The 22566-nt window shown below is 59.0% G+C and carries 17 protein-coding genes; 8 read left to right on the top strand and 9 right to left on the bottom strand.

Translation table 11 applies throughout. The features are described from left to right. On the bottom strand, window positions 1-273 hold the full coding sequence (locus tag AC1RT6_RS05965; RefSeq protein WP_079447915.1) for a response regulator transcription factor: 273 nt from the start codon (window positions 271-273) through the stop codon (window positions 1-3). Between the two features lie 242 nt (window positions 274-515). Here AC1RT6_RS05965 and AC1RT6_RS05960 point away from each other — a divergent pair, with 242 nt between their 5' ends. The 4 genes from AC1RT6_RS05960 to AC1RT6_RS05945 all read left to right on the top strand — a co-directional run bounded on the left by AC1RT6_RS05960 (window position 516) and on the right by AC1RT6_RS05945 (window position 7418). Further along, the gene (locus AC1RT6_RS05960; RefSeq protein WP_079447914.1) at window positions 516-4832 is read left to right on the top strand and encodes a hypothetical protein; all 4317 of its coding nucleotides are present in this window, start codon (window positions 516-518) and stop codon (window positions 4830-4832) included. A gap of 239 nt (window positions 4833-5071) precedes the next feature. After that, a complete protein-coding gene (locus AC1RT6_RS05955; protein WP_079447983.1) occupies window positions 5072-5347 on the top strand; it encodes a hypothetical protein in 276 nt (91 codons plus the stop codon). 170 nt (window positions 5348-5517) lie between these two features. Continuing rightward, entirely contained in the window at window positions 5518-7113 is a 1596-nt protein-coding gene (locus AC1RT6_RS05950; protein WP_079447913.1) for a serine hydrolase, read from the top strand. Window positions 7114-7247: 134 nt separating this feature from the next. Next, entirely contained in the window at window positions 7248-7418 is a 171-nt protein-coding gene (locus tag AC1RT6_RS05945; RefSeq protein WP_173816033.1) for a hypothetical protein, read from the top strand. A gap of 215 nt (window positions 7419-7633) precedes the next feature. Here the strand turns inward: AC1RT6_RS05945 and AC1RT6_RS05940 are convergent, their stop codons facing one another. From AC1RT6_RS05940 to AC1RT6_RS05930, 3 genes are read right to left on the bottom strand one after another with little or no spacing between them, the layout of a single operon-like run. Continuing rightward, a complete protein-coding gene (locus AC1RT6_RS05940) occupies window positions 7634-9838 on the bottom strand; it encodes a xanthine dehydrogenase family protein molybdopterin-binding subunit (RefSeq protein ID WP_079447912.1) in 2205 nt (734 codons plus the stop codon). Between the two features lie 34 nt (window positions 9839-9872). Further along, window positions 9873-10889 carry an FAD binding domain-containing protein gene (locus AC1RT6_RS05935; RefSeq protein ID WP_079447911.1) on the bottom strand — a complete coding sequence of 339 codons (1017 nt, stop codon included), beginning with the start codon at window positions 10887-10889 and terminating at the stop codon, window positions 9873-9875. Next, on the bottom strand, window positions 10886-11392 hold the full coding sequence (locus AC1RT6_RS05930; RefSeq protein ID WP_079447910.1) for a (2Fe-2S)-binding protein: 507 nt from the start codon (window positions 11390-11392) through the stop codon (window positions 10886-10888). The genes AC1RT6_RS05935 and AC1RT6_RS05930 overlap by 4 nt, the downstream gene beginning before the upstream one ends. A gap of 1498 nt (window positions 11393-12890) precedes the next feature. On the opposite strand from AC1RT6_RS05930, the gene nirB reads away from it, so the two are divergent. From nirB to AC1RT6_RS05915, 3 genes are all read left to right on the top strand, one after another. Beyond that, on the top strand, window positions 12891-15353 hold the full coding sequence (gene nirB / locus AC1RT6_RS05925; RefSeq protein ID WP_079447908.1) for a nitrite reductase large subunit NirB: 2463 nt from the start codon (window positions 12891-12893) through the stop codon (window positions 15351-15353). After that, a complete protein-coding gene (gene nirD, locus AC1RT6_RS05920) occupies window positions 15350-15679 on the top strand; it encodes a nitrite reductase small subunit NirD (protein WP_079447907.1) in 330 nt (109 codons plus the stop codon). The genes nirB and nirD overlap by 4 nt, the downstream gene beginning before the upstream one ends. A 335-nt stretch (window positions 15680-16014) precedes the next feature. Then, window positions 16015-16494: a VOC family protein gene (locus AC1RT6_RS05915; RefSeq protein WP_079447905.1), complete on the top strand. Its 480-nt coding sequence runs from the start codon at window positions 16015-16017 to the stop codon at window positions 16492-16494. Between the two features lie 50 nt (window positions 16495-16544). Here AC1RT6_RS05915 and AC1RT6_RS05910 read toward each other — a convergent pair whose 3' ends face one another. From AC1RT6_RS05910 to AC1RT6_RS05890, 5 genes are all read right to left on the bottom strand, one after another. After that, the gene (locus AC1RT6_RS05910; RefSeq protein ID WP_472791387.1) at window positions 16545-16868 is read right to left on the bottom strand and encodes a hypothetical protein; all 324 of its coding nucleotides are present in this window, start codon (window positions 16866-16868) and stop codon (window positions 16545-16547) included. A 66-nt stretch (window positions 16869-16934) separates the two neighbouring features. Further along, window positions 16935-17252 (bottom strand): hypothetical protein, encoded by a 318-nt coding sequence (locus AC1RT6_RS05905; RefSeq protein WP_079447903.1) that lies wholly within the window; start codon window positions 17250-17252, stop codon window positions 16935-16937. Between the two features lie 138 nt (window positions 17253-17390). Continuing rightward, window positions 17391-17639 carry a hypothetical protein gene (locus AC1RT6_RS05900; RefSeq protein WP_079447902.1) on the bottom strand — a complete coding sequence of 83 codons (249 nt, stop codon included), beginning with the start codon at window positions 17637-17639 and terminating at the stop codon, window positions 17391-17393. A gap of 298 nt (window positions 17640-17937) precedes the next feature. Continuing rightward, window positions 17938-18354: a DUF1236 domain-containing protein gene (locus AC1RT6_RS05895; RefSeq protein WP_079447900.1), complete on the bottom strand. Its 417-nt coding sequence runs from the start codon at window positions 18352-18354 to the stop codon at window positions 17938-17940. Window positions 18355-19412: 1058 nt separating this feature from the next. After that, window positions 19413-20513 (bottom strand): M15 family metallopeptidase domain-containing protein, encoded by a 1101-nt coding sequence (locus AC1RT6_RS05890; protein ID WP_079447982.1) that lies wholly within the window; start codon window positions 20511-20513, stop codon window positions 19413-19415. A gap of 261 nt (window positions 20514-20774) precedes the next feature. Between AC1RT6_RS05890 and AC1RT6_RS05885 the strand changes: the two genes are divergently transcribed. Next, window positions 20775-22337, top strand: coding sequence for a L,D-transpeptidase (locus tag AC1RT6_RS05885; RefSeq protein ID WP_079447899.1), 1563 nt, complete (start codon window positions 20775-20777; stop codon window positions 22335-22337). Window positions 22338-22566: the final 229 nt, after the last annotated feature.

Here is a 22566-nt window from a genome sequence, read left to right as displayed (position 1 = left end):
TTAGCTGATGTTACCGTTCGCTGTCAGGAAGATGATCGGCAAAATGTTGCCAGCGCTACTCAGACGCTCCTGCAATCCGAATCCGTCGATGCCGGCCATCTGGAGATCGAGCAGGATGCAACCGGTCTCGTCGGCTGGTGGCTGTTTCAGAAACGCATTGCCGGACTCATAAAGCGCCGTTTGATAGCCGGACGCGCGCAATAACCGTGACATCGACGTGCGAAACGACAGATCGTCATCGACGATGTGTATAAGCGACGCCGGCACGGTCATGCGGCGGACCTCGCGAGCGGTAGAACAAATCGAAAGGCCTGCTGCAGATGCACGCGGTTTCAAACGTACAAACACGTCTTGATGGCCACGTAAAACAATCCCGTTGCTTTCCCGTTCGCGTTTCTCTTATGAATACATCCGTCCTCAATTTCCAATGATTGAGGCGCACAGCGAAAATACTTACGACTTGATTTAATCGCTCGGATTTACTCGACGAAATGGTCAGGGAAGGGGGATGCGTGATGCATATCGACCGTAAAGGAAATCGGACGGGCCTACGCAAATGCCTCCCTTACAGCGCCTTTCTGTTGCTCGGACTTTCAATCTCGCCGGCGTTTTCGGCTGAAACCGGAAGCCGCGCGCAACAGGGCGCCATGGTCACATGCTCAAGCGGATTTCTGCCGGGCGCGGGAGTCGTCAATAATCCGCCCGACCTTCTGGTCAACGGCGAGTGCCACGTCAAACCTAATCAGACGTACTACTTCGAGAACGTCAACGTTCTCGACAAAGGTCGGCTCGTGTTCGATGAACTTGATAAGACGATTAAGCCCACGGCCACTCACTTCTGGGCTCAATCGATGGTGATAGAGAATGGCGGGACAATCGCCGCCGGTTCAGCGAGACAGCCCTATGGGAATTATGGCAGTGTTCTGACCATTCATCTCTACGGAGCCGACCGCAACGCAAGTGGTCCCGCGCTCGGCGCGCTTTGCCGGACCGCGCAAAATGCCGATACGGGCCCTTGCGGTATCCCCAAGTCGGCATGGAGCGACAACGGCAAGACGAAGCTTGAATTGCCTGGCGGCGTCTCGGACTTCTTCTACCGCTACGGCCCGCTGCACGGCGATGGCAAATGCTCCGACGGCTCGGTCTGGTCGAGCACATCGCCTTGCGATGATAGTCAAGGCAAGCAGGTTGGGTATTTCGGCTACAAGGTTCTTGCCGTTTCCTATGGCGGGAGTCTTGAGCTCTGGGGCGCAACAGGCTCCTGCAACTCGATGGGCTGCTCCAATCCGCAACTGACCCATCCGAGCTGGACCCGGCTGGAAGGTTCGGTCGCGGCTGGCGGCGGCACTGGGGCGAATGATCCGCTCGTCGTCGCCGGTCCGAGCAACGAGCATCCGGAAAACCTCTATGTCAAAGCCGGCGATCAGATTGTCGTCACGACGACAGACTATCTGCCCGGTCATTCCGAAACCTTCGTTGTCAAGGACGCCAGCACGGGCGTTGGTCCGGCGGGACGATGGCTCGAGAAAATCCGGGTCGATCACGGCGCGGGGTGGCACCATAACGGCGAACGCTACGCGCTCACCGACAAGCTGGCGCCATCGCAGGGGCGCCTCGACCTTGATCCCGATCTTGTCAAGAACGGCGTCGAGACCCGCGCCGCTGTCGCCATCCTGAATCGTAGCATCCGGATCGTGTCCGGAGGCGACCGGCCGGGCGAGGAGTTTCCGGCCTCGACACCCGAGAACCCCTGCGTCGCCCAGGACGGCAAAGGGCCGTGCTATTCGCTCGGCGGCCATGTCGTGTTCCGGCAGGGGTTCAAGGCGGTGCACGTCAAGGGAGTTGAATTCAAGGAGCTCGGGCAGGGCGGGCGGATGGCGCACTATCCGGTGCATTTCCATATGGCTCGCCAAACACCGGCAGGAACATACGTGCAGGATTCGTCGGTCAACGAATCGATGACCCGCTGGATCGTCCTTCACTCGACGCAAGGCGTCCTGCTTGCCGGCAACGTCGGCTACAAGTCCATCGGCCACGGCTTTTATCTTGAGGACGGCACCGAGACCGACAACAAGCTTTACGGCAATCTCGGGATCCTCGCGCGCGCCGCGGTCGCCAATGAACAAAATCCGCGACGGATTCCTGGAATTCTTGCGGCTAATGAAGATCACAAACCCGTGCCGAAATTTCCGTTCCTGACCGACTCGACCTATCCGTCGGTGTTCTGGATCACGAACGGCTGGAACGAGTTCATCGGCAATATGGCGGCCGGCGCCACGGCCTGCGGATCGGCCTACTGGTTCGTGCCGACCTGGAATAGCGACAGACCGGATGTGATGACCCCGAATAACAGCCCCGATCAACGGCATATGAAGTGGTCCGGTTATGCCGGACTGCAAAAGGACGGCGCTTATCGAGGCTCGACGCCGCTCAAGGCATTCGTCGGAAATTTTGCCACATCGACGATGATGTCGTTTCAGACGACCGGCGACGCACCGGAGTGTTCGGGCGTCGTCAAGCCTGACACAGCAAAGGTGAGCGCGCCCGCCAACAACGTTCTTACGGCGGTTCGCAGCCTTGCGCCGGATCCGAACGATAATGAGGCCAACGATCATTACTATCCGCATGCGGTCGGTGGAAACCGGCACGCGACGGCCTGCAACAGGAAGGATGACGGCACTTATGATTGCGAGGGCATCAAATTCTGCGATCCGGGTCACCCTGAAAATTGCGCGGTGACCGTCATTGACAAGTTCACGTCGATGTTCCATTGGGCCCAGCACAATGTCGCGGCGATCTGGCTGCGCAATCAGTGGTATCTCGTCGCCAACAGCGTGCTGTCGGATGTTCAGAACGGCGGCCTGACCTTCATCACGGGCGGCGATTATACCCATGCGTCGGTGATCCGGGGCTATTGGGCGCTTGCGCGCAAGAGTGTTTTCATCGGCCATACCCAGCCGCAGGACGACATCCATGCCTTCGCGCTGGATGCCGGACCCTTCAACGCGCGTTCGAAGCTCCGCTGCGATTGGCAGGTGGCGGGCCTTGCGCCGAGCAATTATTGCCTCAGCGCGAAAGAGGGCGTCTCCATTCCGCTGGTCAATTTCGACTCGGGGCAGCGTCTCTTCAACATCTACGACGGTCCCGCCTATCAGGATTCCAACGCCTACCTCGACATCACAAAATCAGACTGTCCCATTCCCATTACCGAGCTGAGTACCGATCCGGGCTGCATGTATGGCTCAGGCGTGGTCCTGGGCGTCACCAAGGATCCACTGAACGGGCAATGCTATCTGCCGAACGCGGCCATCGGTTGGAAACAGAACAACGGCTTCTTCTATCCACCCGCTTTTCACTCGGCGAATCTCTTTTTCAGCAACGTCGACATCCGTCATTTCGTATTCGATCCGTTGTTTCGGGCGCCCGATGGCGTGACGGGTGAAAAGGACTTTGGTCAGGGCGGCACCTATCGCACGGCGACCTCCGGCCCCAACGCAGTGAAGAATTTCTATTGCACCTCGACGGAAAACATGTTCGACGGCTGGAGCGGTATCGACCGGCAGACCGAGCTCACCGACGACGACGGGACGCTGACGGGACTCATCAGTTCAAAGCCCGGCGGCGAGACGGTGTCGATCAACGAGGATCAGTTCTTCACCGCCAAGCTTGAAACCTCCGAGTGCAAATCGAACCTGAGGGTCAGTCCCTCGCTGGTATGTCCGCAGAAGCCGCCGCCGCCCGCGCCGACGCCATCGACCGCAAAGACGAGTCCCTATGATTACGTGGCCACGGCGATCGCACCGGGGTGCTCGGAGAAGTCCCCACCTGATCCGTCGAAACCCTATGGCCGCTGCGGAGACTCGCCGGATCTCGGTCAGGGAGGCGAGTGGTCGAGCGAGTGCTCCAACGGAGCCTGCTACGGCGTGCCGCTGTACCGCCAGTATCTGACCACGTCCGAGCAAGGTCATTGGCAGACCAACGGCTGCGTCGGAAATCCCGATACGCCCGCGTGCCGCTGGCCCTTCATGCGCATGGGCGGCCAGAACATGTATCAGCGCGAAACGCTGACCGTGAACAACGGTGTCTACTACGTCGACACGTCCGTTTCCAAGACCACGCAGAATACGGAGAACTATACGACAATGAAGCCGCGGGACGTGAATGTCTTCGCCCCCGGCCAGACCTATTACATGTTCTTCCTCTATGCGAAGCCGAGCACGGCCCAGACCTACCAGATCTATGTCGGCGAGGGCTTTGATACGGGAACAGTGAAGCCCGTGCGTGGAAGCCTGGCGACCGCGCCGATCAAGTTCAGCCCGGACGCCTCACCCAATGCGGGGAAGTGGTTCGCCGTGAAAGGAGTCTCCAGGGGCGTTTTGACCATCGAGACCAATTTCGCGGGCCAGTCCGAGCTCGATCCGAAGCAACCGAAAAACGGGCTTTGCGGTCCGGCGACCTTTTGCGGTTGGAAGAAGGACGGGAGTTGCGGTTCAAAGCTCGCGGCCACAGATCCGGGCAAGGAGCCGTTGCTTGTCGCCGATCCGGCGCTGGCCAAGGAAGCGGACGCTGTTTGCCGGACCTGGGCTGTCAAGGATCTCGATTGTCCGTCGGCCGGATGTTTCGGCTTCTCGTTCACGCTCCCGGCCGGTTTCAAGACGCAGAATCAGGGACAGGCGGCGCGCCCGACCCCGGTCGCGTTCCCCGCGACGGGTGACTTTGCAACGCGCTTCCTCAACACCAAAGCCGTCCCCGACAACGCCAGTCATGCCAAAGACGGGGTCGAGACGGAATGCTTCTATCCAAGACTGCCCGGCAGTTGCCCGGCGCAATAGCCGGACCCGTTTTCCGTTCCGTAGCGGCGTCAATGTCACGATGGCTTTGGCGCTGCCGATCCTGAAACGGATTATAAGTGTAACAGGTTGGAGAGTGGCCCATCCGGACCGATGTGAGGTGTCCACTGCCGGGATCGTTTTTAATCAACGCCGACACGCGCAGGTAAATAATATTGAATGTGCGCGATTGGATAAGGATCCTCCCGAGATCAGTTCGAGGTCAACGAAACATGCAAGACATGCGGTTAAACTTCTACGGTTATTCCGCTGCCCTTGTGGTCCTCATTTCATGTGCGGCAAATGGCGCGATGGCGCAGTCTCTCACGCCGTTCCGGTATGAATCCCAAGCGCAACGCAATTGTCCCGGCGATACGATCGTCTGGCTCGATTTCAGAAAAGAACGCTATTATCTGAAAGGCCAACGACGCTATGCGTCGGGAAATACCGGCAGCTTCGTGTGCAGGAATGAGGCCCGCGATAGTGGATACCGGCGCTCGCCCTTGGGATTGAGATAAACCCGCTCGCTACCCCATACGCAACGCGCAGCAGGTGGGCATCGCGTCTGCCAGAGGTTCATCTCTGAAATGATATGTAAGCCTTCGCGTTTGTGATTGCAGTGGACCGATGGTAATCGCAAAACGTCATCATGCATCAAAGTGACGGTACAAACAGCTGAAGGCCGCATATGTTCTTGCAGAAATCTGTTGTCGCATTTCGCCTGAGGGCAATCCTCGTCAAGCTGGTAGCTTCCTGCCTAGTCTGGGCGTGCGCGACAACATCGAGTTTTGCGGAGACCTCTCCGCCTCAGACCTCCGGCGTACCCATTACCCATGATCAGATCGAGAAGGCGATCACGAGCCTCGACGCGATCGTCGGCGACATCATGAAGAAGAGCGGCATTCCGGGCATGGCGATCGCGGTGGTCCATGATGGCAAGATCGCCTACGCGAAAGGCTTTGGCGTCCGGAAAGTCGGCGAGAACCAGCCGATTGACGCGAATACCGTTTTTCAAATCGCATCGCTTTCGAAATCCCTTGCGGCCAGCGTCGTGGCCCGCCAGGTCGGCGTGGGCGTTGTCAAATGGAATACGCCTGTCCAAGCGCACTTGCCCTGGTTCAAGTTGATGGACCCGTGGGTGACGCAGCATGTCACCATTGCCGACATGTTCAGCCACCGTTCGGGCTTGCCGCAGCATGCCGGCGATGATCTCGAGGATCTCGGCTATGATCGTCGAACGGTGCTGGAGCGCCTTCGTCTGCTACCGCTTCGCGGATTCCGGGACGTCTATGCCTACACAAACTTCGGGTTGATGGCGGCGGCGGAATCCGTTGCTGCCGCATCGGGCAAGGACTGGGAAAGCCTGTCTGAAGAAGTCCTTTACAAACCGCTCGGCATGAGCGTGACCAGTTCGCGCTTTGCTGATTTCGAAAAGCAGACCAATCGCGCCATTGGACATGTAAAGGTCGGCAACAGCTTCCAGCCCAAATATCAACGCCGGCCCGATGCGCAGTCAGCCGCAGGCGGCGTCAGCTCGTCGGCAAACGATCTTGCGCGATGGTTAGCGTTGGTGCTGCAGAACGGCGAATTCGAAGGCCGGCAGATCATCCCGGCAGATGCGCTGCTTCCAGCCATGACGGCCGAAGTCGTTTCTATTCACTCCCCTTCAGCCGATGCGAGGCCCAGCCTGTACGGATATGGATTCGGCGTCGGAATCACGCCGGCGGGCCGGACAACGATCAGTCATTCCGGAGCCTTCGCGCTGGGTGCCGGAACTTATTACGCGATCATCCCCTCGGCCGGGATTGGAATTGTCGTGCTGACCAATGCAGAACCAGGTGGCGCAGCGGAGGCAGTCGGCACCTCTTTCACGGACATTGTCCAGTTCGGGATGGTGACGCGGGATTGGTTTGCTGCTTATGGCACGGCTATGACGCAGCTCACGGCCCCGGCGGGGGATCTCGTCGGCAAGTCGCCGCTCACCGCGCCAGCACCGGCTGCGCGTTCTTCATCCTATGTTGGTCGCTACGGCAATCCTTACTTCGGAGACGCTGAGATCGTCGATGCAAATGGTCATCTAGAATTAAAGATCGGCCATTTGAGCCAATCCTATGTGCTGACGCACTGGGATGGTGATGCGTTTTCGGTCCGCCCTTCCAGCGAAAACCAAACCGACGGTTCGTTGTCGTCGGTTACGTTCAAACGGGCTGGTGACGAGCCAGCCCGCGAACTGACGATCGAATATCTCAACGGCAACGGGCTCGGCCAGTTTATGAGGCGCTGAATAACATTGTGCGGGTGAGCTTCTGATCCGCAATCCTCACGCGAGTTGCGCCAGGATAAACTGCCAGCCCGAAGTTTCATCGGAACCAATCCGGAGGGGAACCCATTGTCCTTTGCAAACGAAGGAGTTCTCCAATGACCAACCCGAATGAGAAAAATCCGGACCAGAAGCGTGATCAAGGCCAAAAGGCAGGCCAGCACACGGAAACCAAGCAGAAGTCCGAAATCCGGAAGGGTGTCCAGGAAGATATGCCTGACAACAAGCCTCAGGGCCAAGAGAAAACCGGATACAGCGGCGGCACCTGATAGGCTGCTTTAGCCATGGTAAAGGTCGCAGCCATGGTAAGGGCCGCCCCAACGGGCGGCCTTTTTCTTATAGGAGTTTATGTCGCTTGAGATGGGAAGATTTTATCAAAGTTGGAAAAAAGGAACCTGCGAGCAAAGTTCGGTCTCGCTGCTTGCAGCATATGAGATCAAGAAGTTGTCGGCTTGCGCTCGCCAGCTGCCAAGATGAAATGCGCCTAGGCGTCACGTGTTAACTTGTCGAGAGTGATCGGAAGGTCTCTCACACGTTTGCCTGTGGCATGATAAACCGCGTTGGCAATCGCCGCGGGAACGCCGACGATGCCGATCTCGCCCAGCCCCTTGATGCCCATCGGGTTGACGATGTCGTCCTGCTCATCGACGAAGATCACCTCGATGTTGTGGACGTCGGCATTCACCGGCACATGATACTCGGCGATATTGGCATTCATGATCCGGCCGAAGCGGTGGTCGACGAGCGTTTCCTCGTGCAAAGCCATACCCATGCCCCAGATCATACCGCCCATCACCTGACTGTGCGCGGTCTTAAGGTTGAGGATACGTCCCGCAGCGACCGCGCCGACGAGCCGAGTGACGCGTATGACCCCCAACTGCTCGTCTACTTTTACTTCGGCAAAGATTGCTGAATGGGTGTTGTGGGCGTGCTTGCCTCCCTTCTTAAACTTTGTGGCCTTTTCCTGAGTGACGCGCTCGATACCGGCGTGACGCATGGCGTCGGCGACCATGACGGTGCTGCGCGGATTCTTCTTGGACATGATCGAGCCGTTGGTCAGCATCACATCGTCGGCCAGCGCGCCTTTCAGCGCCGAGTTCGGCATGGCCTGCGCCATCTTCAGGAGTTCGTCGCGGATGGCGTTACTGGTGGTGACGATGCCGTTCGACACCGACGCGGCGATCCACGACCCTCCTTCGACAGGAGACGGTGGCAACGTCGAGTCACCGAGCTTGACAGTGATGTTATCGATCGGAAGGCCGAGCATATCGGCGGCGACCTGTGCCATGATCGTATAGGTTCCGGTCCCGATGTCCGACGTCGCGCACGCCACTTCGGCGTGGCCGTTTCCAGTCAGCGTGATCCGCACCGTGATAGGCACCTGCAGCGCTTCCCAGATGCCCGTGGCCATGCCCCAGCCGATCAGATCGTTACCGTCACGCATCGATCGAGGCTCGAAACTGCGTTTGTTCCAGCCGAACGCCTCCGCACCTTGGCTGTAACATTCGCGCAGGTTCTTGCTGCTGAAGGGCAGGCCGGTAGACTGGTCGCTGTCCGAATAACACTTCAGCCGCAGTTCGAGCGGATCCATCTTCAGCGCAACCGCAAGTTCGTCCATCGCCGCTTCGAGCGCGTAAACGCCGGTTGCCGCGCTCGGCGCGCGCATGTCGCACGCTGTCGGAAGATCGAGGCGGACTAGGCTGTGCGCGTAACTGGCGGCTTCGCTCTTGTAGAGCAGACCGGACCATGTCGTCTCATTGCGATGAAAGTCCTCGTATTGCGACGTCATTGTGGTGGCGTCGTGTGTGATCGCATTCAGCGTGCCGTCCGGTTTTGCGCCGAGCTGGATGCGCTGAATCATCGCCGGGCGATAGCCGATCATGTACATTTGCTGCCGCGTCAGGACGAGGCGGACCGAGCGTTTGAGTGCGCGGGCGCCTAGCACCGCGAGCACCACCTGATACTGCGGCCGCAGACCGGAGCCGAAGCCGCCGCCCATGAACGGCGACATCACCCTGATTTCGTCGGGCTTGGTCTCGAACACGCCGCATAGATAGCGCTGAACGTTCTGCACCCCTTGCGTCTTGTCGTAAACCGTGAGCTTGCCGTCGTGCCACACGGCGGTCGATGCGAACAGCTCCATCGGATTGTGATGCTCGATGGGCACGGAATAGTCGGCCTGATGCTTGATATCCGACGTTGCGAACGCCTTGGCCGCGTCGCCACGCGGTTTGGCCGGTGGATCGAGCGCAACGGCGTTGCCGAGTTGGCGCTCCAGATCGGTGACATGCGGTTGCTCGTCGTAGTCGACCTTCACGAGAGACGCTGCATAAGTCGCGGTCTCGAAATCCTCCGCCAGCACCAGCGCAACCGGCTGGCCGTTGAATTTGATTTCGCCGTCATAAAGCGGACGATAGGGCGAGCCTTCGGGCGCGACATCATCCTCGTATGCCTTGTCGCTATCGGCCATCGGCGGCCGATTCTCATGGGTGAGAATGACGAGGACGCCATCCACCTTCATGGCTTCGTTGGTGTCGATCCGCCTGATACGGCCTTTGGCGATGGTCGACGTGACCACGCTGCCATGTGCAAGATCGGGTGCGTCGTACTCGCCGGCGTAACGAGCGGCGCCGGTGACTTTGTCGCGTCCATCGACGCGCAATGTCGCCGTACCGATATAGGTCGTCATGGCTGTGCTCGATGGATGGGGGTGAAGCACCGGCTCATGCGATTTTCTTATCGGATTGAGATTGCGGTGTACCGTTCGCGGCTTGCGTCAGCGCTCGGGTGATGACTCGACGGGCGAGGCCGATCTTGAAGGTGTTGTGGCCGAAACCCTTGGCCTCGTGCAAAACGATGTCGGCCGCGCGAGCGAAGGCATCGTGAGTGGGGGGCTGTCCGTTCAACGCCGCTTCGGCTTCCGGATTCCGCCACGGTTTATGGGCAACGCCGCCGAGCGCCAGTCGCGCGTCGCGAATCGTTCCGTTATCCATCTTGAGAGCTGCCGCGACAGAGACCAGCGCGAAGGCATAGGACAGACGATCCCGGATCTTGAGATAGGTATAGTGCGTGTTGAAGCCCTGCGCCGGCAATTCGATGGCCGTGATGATTTCTTTCGGGTCGAGATTGGTGTCACGCTGCGGCGTATCGCCGGGCAGGCGATGGAAATCCACCATTGCAATGGCGCGCTCACCATTGGGGCCGGCGACATGCACCTTGGCATCAAGCGCCGCCAGCGCGACGCACATGTCGGAGGGATGGGTGGCGATGCAGGCATCGCTGGTGCCAAGGATCGCATTGATCCGGTTGATGCCGTCTTTTGCCGAACAGCCAGAACGGGGATCTCGTTTGTTGCATGGTGTCGCGACATCATAGAAATAGAAGCATCTGGTCCGCTGCAGCAGGTTGCCGCCGGTGGACGCCATGTTGCGCAGTTGAGCCGAGGCGCCGGCGAGGATAGCGCTTGAGAGCAGCGGATAACGTTCCGTCACCAGTGGGTGCCAGGCGAGGTCAGAATTCGGCACCAGCGCACCGATGCGCAGGCCGCCGGCAGTCGTTTCCTCGACTTTGGCGAGAGGAAGGTGCGAAATGTCGATCAGCCGGCTGGGTTGTTCGACGTCATATTTCATCAGGTCGATGAGATTGGTGCCACCGGCAATAAACTTTGCCGAGGCATCGGCCGCAATCTGGCTCAGGGCGTCAGCAACATCCGTTGCCCGCGAGTACTGGAAATTGTTCATGACGCATCCATGGCCTGCTGAATCGCAGCGACGATGTTCGGATAGGCCGCGCAGCGGCAGATGTTTCCGCTCATCAGTTCGCGAATGTCATCGGGCGTCTTCGCCTTGCCTTCGGCGATCAGGCCGACCGCCGAGCAAATCTGCCCCGGTGTGCAGTAACCGCACTGGAATGCGTCGTGATCGATGAAAGCCTGCTGCACGGGATGGAGGACGCCATCAGTCGCAAGACCTTCGATGGTGGTTACCTCGGCACCGTCCTTCATCACCGCAAGCGTCAGGCAGGAATTGATCCGTCGGCCGTCAACCAGCACTGTACAGGCACCGCATTGACCGTGGTCGCAGCCTTTCTTGGTACCCATGAGGCCAAGGCGATCTCGCAATGCATCGAGCAACGTTGTCCAAGGAGCAATATCGAGCTTTTCCTTGGTGCCGTTGACGGTCAGTTCAATGGTGATCAAGCCGGGAAACGAAACGGTTGCCGGAGCGGTGTTTGACCGAGCCATCCGATACCCCCGCCAGTAAAGAAGGACGGGCTATAACGCGATCCCGCCGCACATGTTCCCACAGGGGATAATCCCTTGCGTGCCCGGACCGGCTACTCCGGCATGTCGCGATGCCGGCCAGTCGTTCACGCGGATATTAAACGATTTTGAATGCCGCACGTCGTCGCGTTCAGGCTTGCGTCGTTTACCGCACCGGCAACGGCGGCCGGGGAGCGCTGTCGTCACCAGGCTGTGCCGGAAGTCGGGCGGGTACCGGCGCTTGGGACGGAATGTAGGCGTCGCGTTGCGGGGGGATCCGGCTTTCGGTCGCCGGTGGCGGCGAAGGGGACGGAAGAGGAGGATTGTATGTTGCCGCTTGAGGCGAGGGGCGTTGTGGCCGTGGCGGAACAGACTTAGCCCGGTGCTGCACGGGGGGCTTGGGGTGAGCCTCGCGCTCTGCGGCCGCTGCGATCTCTCGGCGCAGTTGCTGCTGGCTGGCTTTCAAATCCTCGACCGCGCTTTTCAGCGCAGCAATCTCGCTTGCGTTTGCCTCAAGCGACTGTGCAATTTCGGCCGGAAGCGCAGCTTGAGTTGGTGCAGCTTGCGTCGGGGGCGTGATGGGATCCGTTGACGGTGTTGATGGCTGGGCTGCGGTCGCAGTCTCTTGCGCAGGTTCCGCTTCGGCATTTGGTTGAGGCGCGGCGGCTTGGGTCGCCGTATCCTGCGCTTCAACTGCATTTACGCCCTGCGTAGAGGCGGGAGCCTCCATTGAAAGGTGCGGTATAAGAGTCGAAAGCCTCTGTTTGGCCTCTTCACCATAGGAATGCCAGGCCACGCTTGCGGCAACGCCGATACAGATGGCTGACAGTACGGTTAAGACACCGCGATAAGACCGTGCGCGGGGGATATCTTTTAGGAGTGCGTCAACGTTGTCGTTCGACGGCGCAGGGTGGAACGAGGGTTCGCTTGCCGGCAGGGATGGTGCGGTCGATAGCGACGTCTCTTCAACCTGTGACGGCTCGTGATTGGCTTCAATTTGAGGATCACGCGTGATTCGCGGCGCCAAGTCGCGAAGTTGCGCGGCTATCGCGTCGTGCGGATCGGCTTGAGGACCAGCAGGTTGTGATCTGAATAGCATTTGAGTTCCAGGTTACAATGTTGCGCGGCCGGATTCCGGCTGGTCTATATGTCGAGATGAAGGCTTTGGGTTTGACCTCAGCAAGGCGGCAAGATGAAAAGTGTAAGGCAGGGAAGCCAAGGTGACTGCCTCTCAGTGCTTCCCATACTTGCCTAAGAGTTAACGGCGCTGGCGGACGTCCCTGATAGGCCGATGTTGCGTTGCACAATTTTTCAGCACCGTCTGCTTCCGTAGCGAGCGATCCTGCCCGGTCGTTTTTGGGAGCGGTCGATCTCCGCAATGTTCTGAGGGCAGCGTAGTGCATTTTCAGGATTGGCACGAGTCTTGCGTTAGTGATCCGCGACGGCTCTCGCTATCTAAGGACGACGGAGCAAAATCAAGATGAACAAGAAAGAGAAGCTCGTCATCGTCGGCGCAGGTATGGCCTCCGGACGGATGCTCGAGCACCTATTCGAAGCTGACCCGGAACGTTTCGACATTACCCTTTTTGGAGCGGAGCCGCGCGGAAATTACAACCGTATCATGTTGTCGCCTGTGCTGGCAGGCGAGAAGTCGTTCGATCAGATCGTTACGCATGATGCGGCTTGGTATGACGCCCACCAGATCAAATGCCGCTTCGACGAGACGATTACGCGCATCGATCGTGCGGCGAAGACGGTGCACTCGGCGAGCAGCGAAACTCCTTACGACAGGCTAGTGATTGCGACCGGATCCGCTCCCTTTATGATTCCCGTTGCCGGGCGGGACTTGCCGGGTGTCATGGCATTTCGCGACTATGACGATGTCCAGGCGATGGTGGCCGCAGCCAAGAAAAAGGACGCCAAGGCTGTCGTCATCGGTGGCGGTCTGCTCGGACTGGAGGCCGCGGCGGCGCTCAGGCTCCATGGTATGGAGGTGGTGGTCCTGCATCTGATGGGCCACCTGATGGAGCGCCAGCTGGACGCGGCGGCGGGCTATCTCTTGCAGAAGGAACTGGAGAGCCGCGGCATCAAAATTCACTGCAAGGCACAGACCAACGCGATCCTCGGCCACGGGCGCACCGAAGCGGTGCTGCTCGATGACGGCACCCTTTATCCGGCGGATATCGTGGTGATGGCGGTCGGCATCCGCCCGGAGGCGCGGATCGCAACCGATGCGGGCCTCCATGTTGAGCGCGGCATCGTCGTGGACGACCAGATGCTGACCTCTGATAAGAATGTCCTCGCCCTCGGCGAATGCTGCGAGCACAACAACATTTGCTATGGCCTCGTCGCGCCGCTCTATGACATGGCCAAGGTCGCGGCGAAGACTTTGACAGGAGTCGAAGCGACGTTCCGCAGCGTCGAAACAGCGACCCAGTTAAAGGTGACCGGGGTGAGCCTTTACTCGGCGGGCGACTTCACCGACGCGCCTGATCGGGAAGATATCGTGCTGCGGAATTCGGGCGCGGGAGTCTACAAGCGGCTTGTGCTGAAGGACAACCGCATTGTCGGCGTGGTCCTTTACGGCGAGACCGCGGACGGCGCCTGGTACTTTGATATGCTGCGCAAGGGGACAGATGTCTCGGAGATGCGCGAGACGCTGATTTTCGGTCAATCCCGTCAGGGGAGCACGTCCCTCGATCCTATGGCGGCGGTCGCAGCCTTGCCGGATGATGCCGAAATCTGCGGCTGCAACGGCGTCTGCAAGGGCAAGATCGTCTCGGCCATCACTGCCAAAGGCCTGACGTCGCTCGACGACGTGCGCGCCCACACAAAAGCATCCGCATCCTGCGGCTCCTGCACGGGTCTCGTCGAACAACTCATGACGCTGACGCTCGGCGACGGCTACAATCCCGGCGCCGTACAGCCCGTGTGTGGTTGCACCACGCTCGGACATGGCGATGTCCGCCGGCTTATCAAGGCGAAGAGTTTGAAGACCATTCCTGCCGTCATGCAGGAACTGGAATGGAAGACTTCATGCGGCTGCGCAAAGTGCCGGCCGGCGCTCAACTACTATCTCGTATGCGACTGGCCGGACGAATACGCCGATGACTATCAGTCGCGTTTCGTCAACGAGCGCGTCCATGCCAACATTCAGAAGGATGGTACCTATTCGGTTGTGCCGCGCATGTGGGGTGGCGTCACCAGTGCGAAGGAATTGCGCGCCATCGCCGACGTGGTCGATAAATTCCACATTCCCACCGTGAAGGTCACGGGCGGCCAGCGCGTCGACATGTTGGGCGTCAGGAAGGAAGACCTGCCTGCGGTGTGGGCTGATCTCGGCAAGGCCGGCTTTGTCTCGGGTCATGCCTATGCCAAGGGCTTGCGCACAGTAAAAACCTGTGTTGGCACCGACTGGTGCCGCTTCGGCACGCAGGACTCAACCGGGCTCGGCATCCGCATCGAGAAATTTATGTGGGGCTCGTGGACTCCAGCCAAGGTCAAGATGGCGGTCTCGGGTTGTCCGCGCAACTGCGCCGAGGCGACTTGCAAGGATGTCGGCGTGATCTGCGTCGACTCCGGCTATGAGATCCATTTCGCCGGCGCGGCGGGCCTCGACATCAAGGGCACGGAGGTTCTGGGTGTCGTAAAGACCGAGGATGAAGCGCTGGAGCATATCGTAGCGCTCGTCCAGATGTACCGCGAGCAGGCCTACTATCTCGAGCGCATCTACAAATGGGCGAAGCGCGTCGGCCTTGACGAGATCCGCCGCCAGATTCTGGAGGACCCCCAGAAGCGCAATGACTATTTCGATCGCTTCGACTTCAGTCGGAAATTCGCTCAGGTCGATCCGTGGTCTGAACGCGTGTCTGGCAAGGACAAGCACGAATTCCGGCCGATGGCGACTATCGGTTTTCCGGTTGCGGCGGGGGGAGCACGATGAGCTGGATTGCTATTGGCCAAACGGCAGATATCCCTCTTCGCGGTGCGCGCTGTGTGGCGACGCCGCAGGGGCGGATTGCGGTGTTCCGCACTATCGAAAATCGCTTCTTCGCTATCGAGGACCGCTGTCCCCACAAGGGAGGCCCGCTTAGCCAGGGGATCGTGCACGGCGCTCAGGTCACCTGTCCGCTGCATAACTGGGTCATCTCGCTCGAGACAGGCATGGCTGTTGGGGCCGACGAGGGTTCTGTACGCACCTTTGCGCTGAAGGTGGAGGGCGGAAAGCTCCTGATCTCCTCAGAAGCACTCGTCAGCATGACCGCATGACGCGAAGAGATTTTGCTGAGCAGCGTTAGATACTCCGTTCGACCGGGAGAGCGTGAACTCGATTCCTCGCGCTCCAGCCAACCCGTCCGCTCATTCTTAACCTCTGAAGACCCGAAAAAGTCACCATACGGGGCTTTTATGTCTTCGGCGTTCCTCTTGACGAAGCTCAGGTCGAGACTATTGACCGCGACTGGGTGCACCCTGGTTGTAGATCGCGTGTTGCTGGAGGAGCGTCATATGCCATTCTACGTTCGCGTATCCGCTAAGACGGCTGTGAACCGGCCACAAATGCATGGGACGGGGGTGAATTGGTTTCAAAAGCAAAAGGACAAGCAATGACCGTCGCCAAGAACACGATCTGTCTATGGTACGACAAGGACGCCGAGACTGCAGCCCGGTTTTACGCCGAGACTTTTCCTGACAGCTCGGTAAGTGCCATCCACCGTGCTCCCAGCGATTACCCATCCGGTAAGGCTGGCGACGTACTGACAGTCGAATTCACAGTGGCCGGTATCCCCTGTCTGGGGCTCAATGGCGGACCTGCGTTCAAACATAACGAAGCCTTCTCATTCCAGATCGCCACGGACGATCAGCAAGAAACCGACCGCTATTGGAACGCCATCGTCGGCAATGGCGGTCAGGAAAGTGCTTGCGGTTGGTGCAAGGACAAATGGGGCATCTCCTGGCAGATCACGCCGCGCGTGCTGACCGAGGCGCTGGCGGCCGGCGGCGCTGAAGCAAAACGCGCGTTTGATGCGATGATGCATATGAAGAAAATCGATGTTGCCGCGATCAAGGCGGCTAGGGGCGGTTGATGGTCCTACGGAGACCTTGCATCACTGGTTTTGACCGCAAGGGGACCGGCTCATTCCAGCCACCACTCATTCGACGTGCCCATGCCCTCAATGAGATGCCAGCGCCTGATCCGCTCCGGCGTCAGGGACGCATAGAACCGCTCCCACGCGGTCCTGAATTCGTCCTTCGCGGCCTCAAGGCTAGCAGCCGTGCCGCTGCACCACGGCGGGATAGGAAGAGGCGGATTGATGCGCCACTCCCACGCGGCGACACCCTGCCGTGACCGTTCCCCCGCAAGCCTGATCCGACCGACCGATCGGCCGTCGTGCATCACGCAATAGTCGTCTGTCAACTTGTCGCCGGCGTTGAGAGTAGGGCGGAGGGAAAGGTCCATGGCCCGAATCTAGGGCGAACGTCCCGGAATCATAGGGCTGGAACCGCCATCAGGAAGCTGGTTGAGTCATTTATCCCGCTCAAATCCCACGACAGCGTCCAGGTTTTCCGGAGCCAGCTTTTCTTCTGCAACCCAACCATCGCCTTCGCGCCTAAAATCACCGGGGTGGACATTTTTGGCGTTGAGAGGTTCAAAGTCTGCCGGGAGCGTCCCGACACGACGACCGTGGTGCATAACTGGGACACGTTCGATACCCAGCCATTGGATGAGATTATCCGCTCCAAATTGCGCCACAGCGTTTTCATCGAGCGTCACGTAACGACCGTCGTCTAACTGATACGTGATGGTCCCGCGTCTTTGGTCTTCTTTTTCGATCCTTTTCATCTTTCCATCCTGCCTGAATGCATCAGGACTAAACCGCAATGAGGGTGGAAAGTTCTCGCAATATTCGGGTTTTCAGATGAGCTTCATTCCTATCAGTAGGTCGCGTTTCGGCAATCACCGTCAAGGCGGGGAATGCGTTCAGGAATAAAAAGGCCTGGATTGTCCCGCCTTTTCGATCTCTTCGTCGACAACTTTTTTAAGCAGGTAGAGCGCGGTTTCCTCGTACGATAAGTCCGGCAATTTCTTGATCGCCGGCACCGCAGCCGTGAAGTTCTCAGGAAACAGTCGGACTAAATCGTCACTTTTGTCGGCTTCATAGTCTGCCGAGTATATCCGTCTTTTTCCCCGGTATTTAATGAAGCCAGTGATCTGGTCTTCGTTGGTCATGGTCGTACCTTCCGTTCGGCTTGTCCCGGATCAATAATAGCCTCCCTCTCTTGGTGATCTCAATGGCGTTTGCTCGGTTGGCGATCATTGATCGTGGGATGCCGACGCTTGCACTGCAGCTAACTACGGCTCTATCAAAGCGGCCGCCGGCGTTTTGTGCATACGAAAAGCAGGTGCCTCAAGCCGGCACTCACCTCGAACGGGATCCCGCGGGGAAGTTCGGGAGTCTCCATTCGAAGCAAGGGTCTTAAGGTTCAAGCAAGCGCGAGCAGGCCCGGCAGCCCGCCGGATCGATCACCTAGTCAATGATCTCGACCACGCTATGCGTCCGCGGATCGACCAGCACGGTTTGGTCGTTCACAACGGTGTATCGATAGTGCGGCGCACCATATTCGGCAGGCACCTCGTAGTAGGTGAGGCCGCTATCCGGCAGGACTACGCCAACATGCACCGGTTCACGATAATGAAATGAAGGATGATGCTGCTCGACCACGTATTGCCGGAAGCGCGGACGCTGATCGATGCCGAGCACGCCGGCTACACCGCCAGTAACGGCCCCGACGGCCCCACCGACCACGGCACCGACCGGACCCGCTGCTCGATCACCTTCGCGCGCGCCATGTTCCATGCCTCCAATCACACCCTGGGCCATGACCGATGCGGGCAATATCAACGCAACTGAAATCGCTGCGGCTCTGATCAACGAACGGGCCATAAATTTTTCCTCCGACCTTTAAACACGGGGAGCAAAGTCGGAGATCGTCGTTTTCGTTCCACCGATCCGAGCTCAAAAAAGGCTCGAAAAAAGGCGTTCATTTGGAACGAAACCTGGGGTCTTCTGCGAGTTGATGGGGAAGGTCATCACTCGCAGACAGGCCATGAGTGGCATGTTGAGCTCATTCCGATCCTAGGGCCCGCGTGCCTTGGTTGGCTCACACTCCGCTTCGGCATCAGCCGACTAACGGAATGGGTGACGTGAACTGGCCGCGCTACAATTCGCGCGACCAGTAGATCAATGTCGATGAGTCCGCCCGCCTACCTCTTGTTTCTCTTCTTCTTCTTATGTTTCGTCGTATGATACTGTTTCGTATGATAGCCGTCTGTGTCGGACACATGCGGTGTTTGGGACCTGCTTACTCCCCTGGCGGTGCTGGCTCCGTGCTCCGCGACGGTGGGCACTCCGCTCCGCGGATGAGCGCCACCGTCGACATTGTCGGCCAACGAAGCGGAAGCCGAACCAAAAGCCAGCCCGATGCCCAGGGCAGCTACTGCAATTGCGTTTTTCATTATTCACTCCAATGTTGGTATCGCAGGAAATATATAGCTCGGACCGCAGCGTTCCAGATAGGGTGCATATTTAGGCTGTCGCTGAACATCAACGGCCCAGTCGCGTGGACCTGTCCGGGTATCTGCTGCGGCTGTGAAATGGCATACCAACAGCTCCGTTTACCAATCGGATATCAACGGGAATGGAGGGGGATTGCCACTCAGCGATGTGGGAAGTGTCCGTGTATTTGCTGATCAGAATCGGACCTGAGCGAACGGTAGCGGAGAAGCTTCTGTTGCTCTGGCCGGAAACGAGTTATTTGATAACTATCTGATTATATTTGATTATTATTTATAATAACCTTTCCGTCTGGCTGGCGACGACAATGCAAAAGAGGGCCAGCAACGGACGCTACGGATTCCCAGATTTCATTTGGAGCCTGATATCGGCCAAGCCACTCAGCTCGCTTTCGGCTTTGAGGCGGCTGCAGTTCTCGGGCGCTTGGCTCAGCGTGAGTGATCGCGTGTGGCCACGCCCTTCGCCTTCTTCTTCAGGCTGGTCTCCTTGGCGTCCGATGCCGCCTGTTTTGTACCGCCGCTATGCTTCGCATATTCCTGGCCGTCGACCGGTGCGACATGCGGCGGGTCCCTGCCGAGATATGGGCGTCCGATTCCGAACTCCTTCCCGTGCGCATCAACCCACTTCCAGAATTTTTCCGAGGAAGCAAATCGCTGGTTGCGCGTTCCGCCTTCGACGCTCACCACATCGGCCGCGAGCCCATGCCCATAACCACCGCGCAAGCTGCCGCCATGATACGACCTGTTGCTCGCCGCCTTGAGGCCGCTTGCGATCGATTGGCGGTAGTCGTCACGGAATGCGCTGGTGATGCCCGGCGAAAGCCCGGCTGCCTCCGCCGCATGAAACATACGAAACAATTTTAGTTTGAAGCTCCGGTCCATGCCGCCGATCACATAGTCCATCATGGACATGCCGACGCGTTCCGCCGCCTTGGGATCCTTCCACCCGAAATTTTGATCGACAAGCTTGGTGAAGGCTCTGGAAACACTCACCCTCTTGCCCTTCCTCTTGATCGTGACGCTCTTCCATTCACGTATCCTGATAGTATCTTCCTTGGGCGTGCGCTGATAAAGCGCCCACAGATAGCGATCGACGCAGATGTCCACGACCTGGCACTTGTCGACCATCTCGATGGACTTCGTGGCTTTGTTGATATCGACAGGTTCGATATCCGATGGATTCACGCTTGCGATTTGCACGGACGCTGGTTCGGCAGGCGAGATTTCGACAGGTGCCATCGGTTCGTGGGCGATATCTCCCGCAAGCGAGAGTTCGGTCATCGCCACATGAGATATCAAAGGGGGTTGCAGATCGGTTTGACTCAGATCGTGACGAGACATTGAACTCGGCTGCAACGCCTTGGTGAGTTCCTGTGCAGCGGAGGAAGAAGGCGTGCTGATAGTGATCGGTGTCGCCCCGCCCGTGGTCTGGCGTGCCTCTGATCCCATCGCAAGCAGAGCGTAAATGCCTGCCGCGAAAACGACCCATAGCAAGGCGGGCGTCAGCGTTGAAAGTTGCCGCGGGTTCATCATGCCAGCCTCATCGGAACCGGATTACATAGCCGAGGATGTGGACGCGACGATTGTTTCGGGAAGGAAATAGCCGCGCAATGGCGCAACCGGGCAGACCGTGTCCTTTTCCCCGAAGTGTTGCCTGTGTGCAACTGAAGGCTTGCGAACGCTCTCTGTCCGTTTTGTGCCAATTTCAGCTGCGAGCATGCTTGTTTTTCACGAGTCGGCTATCTGTGAGGTCGGTCACGGCAGCGGACATGCGTTGCGACGGGGAATGGAATGGTGAATCGATTGACGTTGGTGCGATCTACGGTGGCGATGCACCATTGGGGACGTTCGGCCGTCGTGATGTTCGCGGCGATGGCCGCGCTGATCGCACCGATTGCTGAAGCCACGGCGAAACAGGCGCGCCGCGCGCAACCCGCCGAGACCACGGCGCCGCGCGAAGCCGGCGAGCCGATCATGGCAATTGTGTCCATCAAGAGCCAGCAGGTCACGTTCTATGACACCGAGGGCTGGATCCTGCGCGCCCCGGTATCGACCGGCATCAAGGAGCGCGAGACGCCGGCCGGCGTCTTCGCCATCGTAGAGAAGGACAAGGACCACCACTCGAGCATGTATGACGATGCCTGGATGCCGAACATGCTGCGCATCACCTGGAACGGCCTTGCATTGCATGGCGGGCCATTGCCTGGTCATGCGGCCTCACATGGCTGCGTGCGAATGCCCTATGGCTTTGCGGAGAAGCTGTTCGACAAGACGCGGATCGGGATGCGCGTGATCATCTCGCCGGACGATGCGGCCCCGGTCAACTTTTCTCACCCGACGCTATCGCTCTTCATGCCGAAGGCGGAAATCGTCGCAGATGCTCCGGCGACTGCCGAGAGACTCGCCCGCGAAGCCGCCGAGGCTGCCAAGGCGGCCGATGAGGCCAAAAAGACTGCGGCCACAGCGGCTCGCGAGTTGGCACCGCTCGCAGCGTCTCTGCGCAAGCTGGAGCGAATCAAAGTCCGGGCCGACGCCGCAGTTGTATCCGCCGACAAGGCGCTGGCCGCGGCCAAGACCGATCAAGCCAGGACGAAGGCTGAAGACCGCAAGCAAAAGGCCGTTGCCAAAGCGGCGGAGTTGGCGACCCAGTTAGACACCGCCAAGGCAGACGCGAAATCAAAGCTCGACACAGCCAACGCCGCAAAGGAAGCGGCCAAGGCGGCTCAGACAAAAAAGGGCGGCATCGCCAAGGCGGCGCTCGACGCGAAGCTCGCGCTCGAGCCGGTCTCGATCTACATCAGCCGAGCGACGCAAACGCTTTACGTTCGGCGCAACACACATGAACCGGCGCCCGACGGAGGCGGCGAGGTATTCGATGCAACCATCGAGGTCCCGGTCACGATCCGCGATCCCGGCACACCACTGGGCACGCATGTGTTCACGGCGGTGGCGCGCAACGATGCGGGCCTGCGTTGGACCGCCGTCACGATCGAGACTGGGGATGACGCCAAAAACGCGCTCGACCGCATCACCATCCCGAAGGAAGTCCTCGATCGCATCGCGCCGGCCGCGTTGCCGCGATCCTCAATCGTCGTCTCCGACGAGCCACTGAGCAAAGAGACAAACTATCGCACCGAGTTTGTTGCAGTGCTGAGCGACCAGCCACAGGGCGGCTTCATCACGCGCAAGCCGAGCGAGGTCGTCGTGGCGGACGATAGCGGCTGGAGCAACGATAGCCCGCAGGGAGACGACGGCTTCGGCTTCTTTTTCCAGCGCAGTCCGAATCCCAACCCGAGCAATACGCGCAGGGGCGGCGGTCAGTTCTTCCCTCCGATGCAAGGAGGCTGGTGGTAAGACGCGGCACGCTGCGTGTTGGCCCGGTTGTCCGCTTCGGGCCATTCGAATTGGGCATGTCCGCAGCATGTTCGGTTGGGCAACCGCAAACAACGCGCGGTAGAAGTCCTTGGGTGTATTGGACGCAGGAAAAGAAGCCGGTTCGGTTACGCAAAGCGTCCGGCGCTATGGGCAATCGATGTGTGAAGGTGCGCCGCTTTCAACGGAGGGCTAGCCTCGTAGCGGGTGC

Source organism: Nitrobacter sp. MLSD-S21 (assembly GCF_058809865.1).
This window is presented reverse-complemented; position numbering and strand designations above follow the sequence as displayed.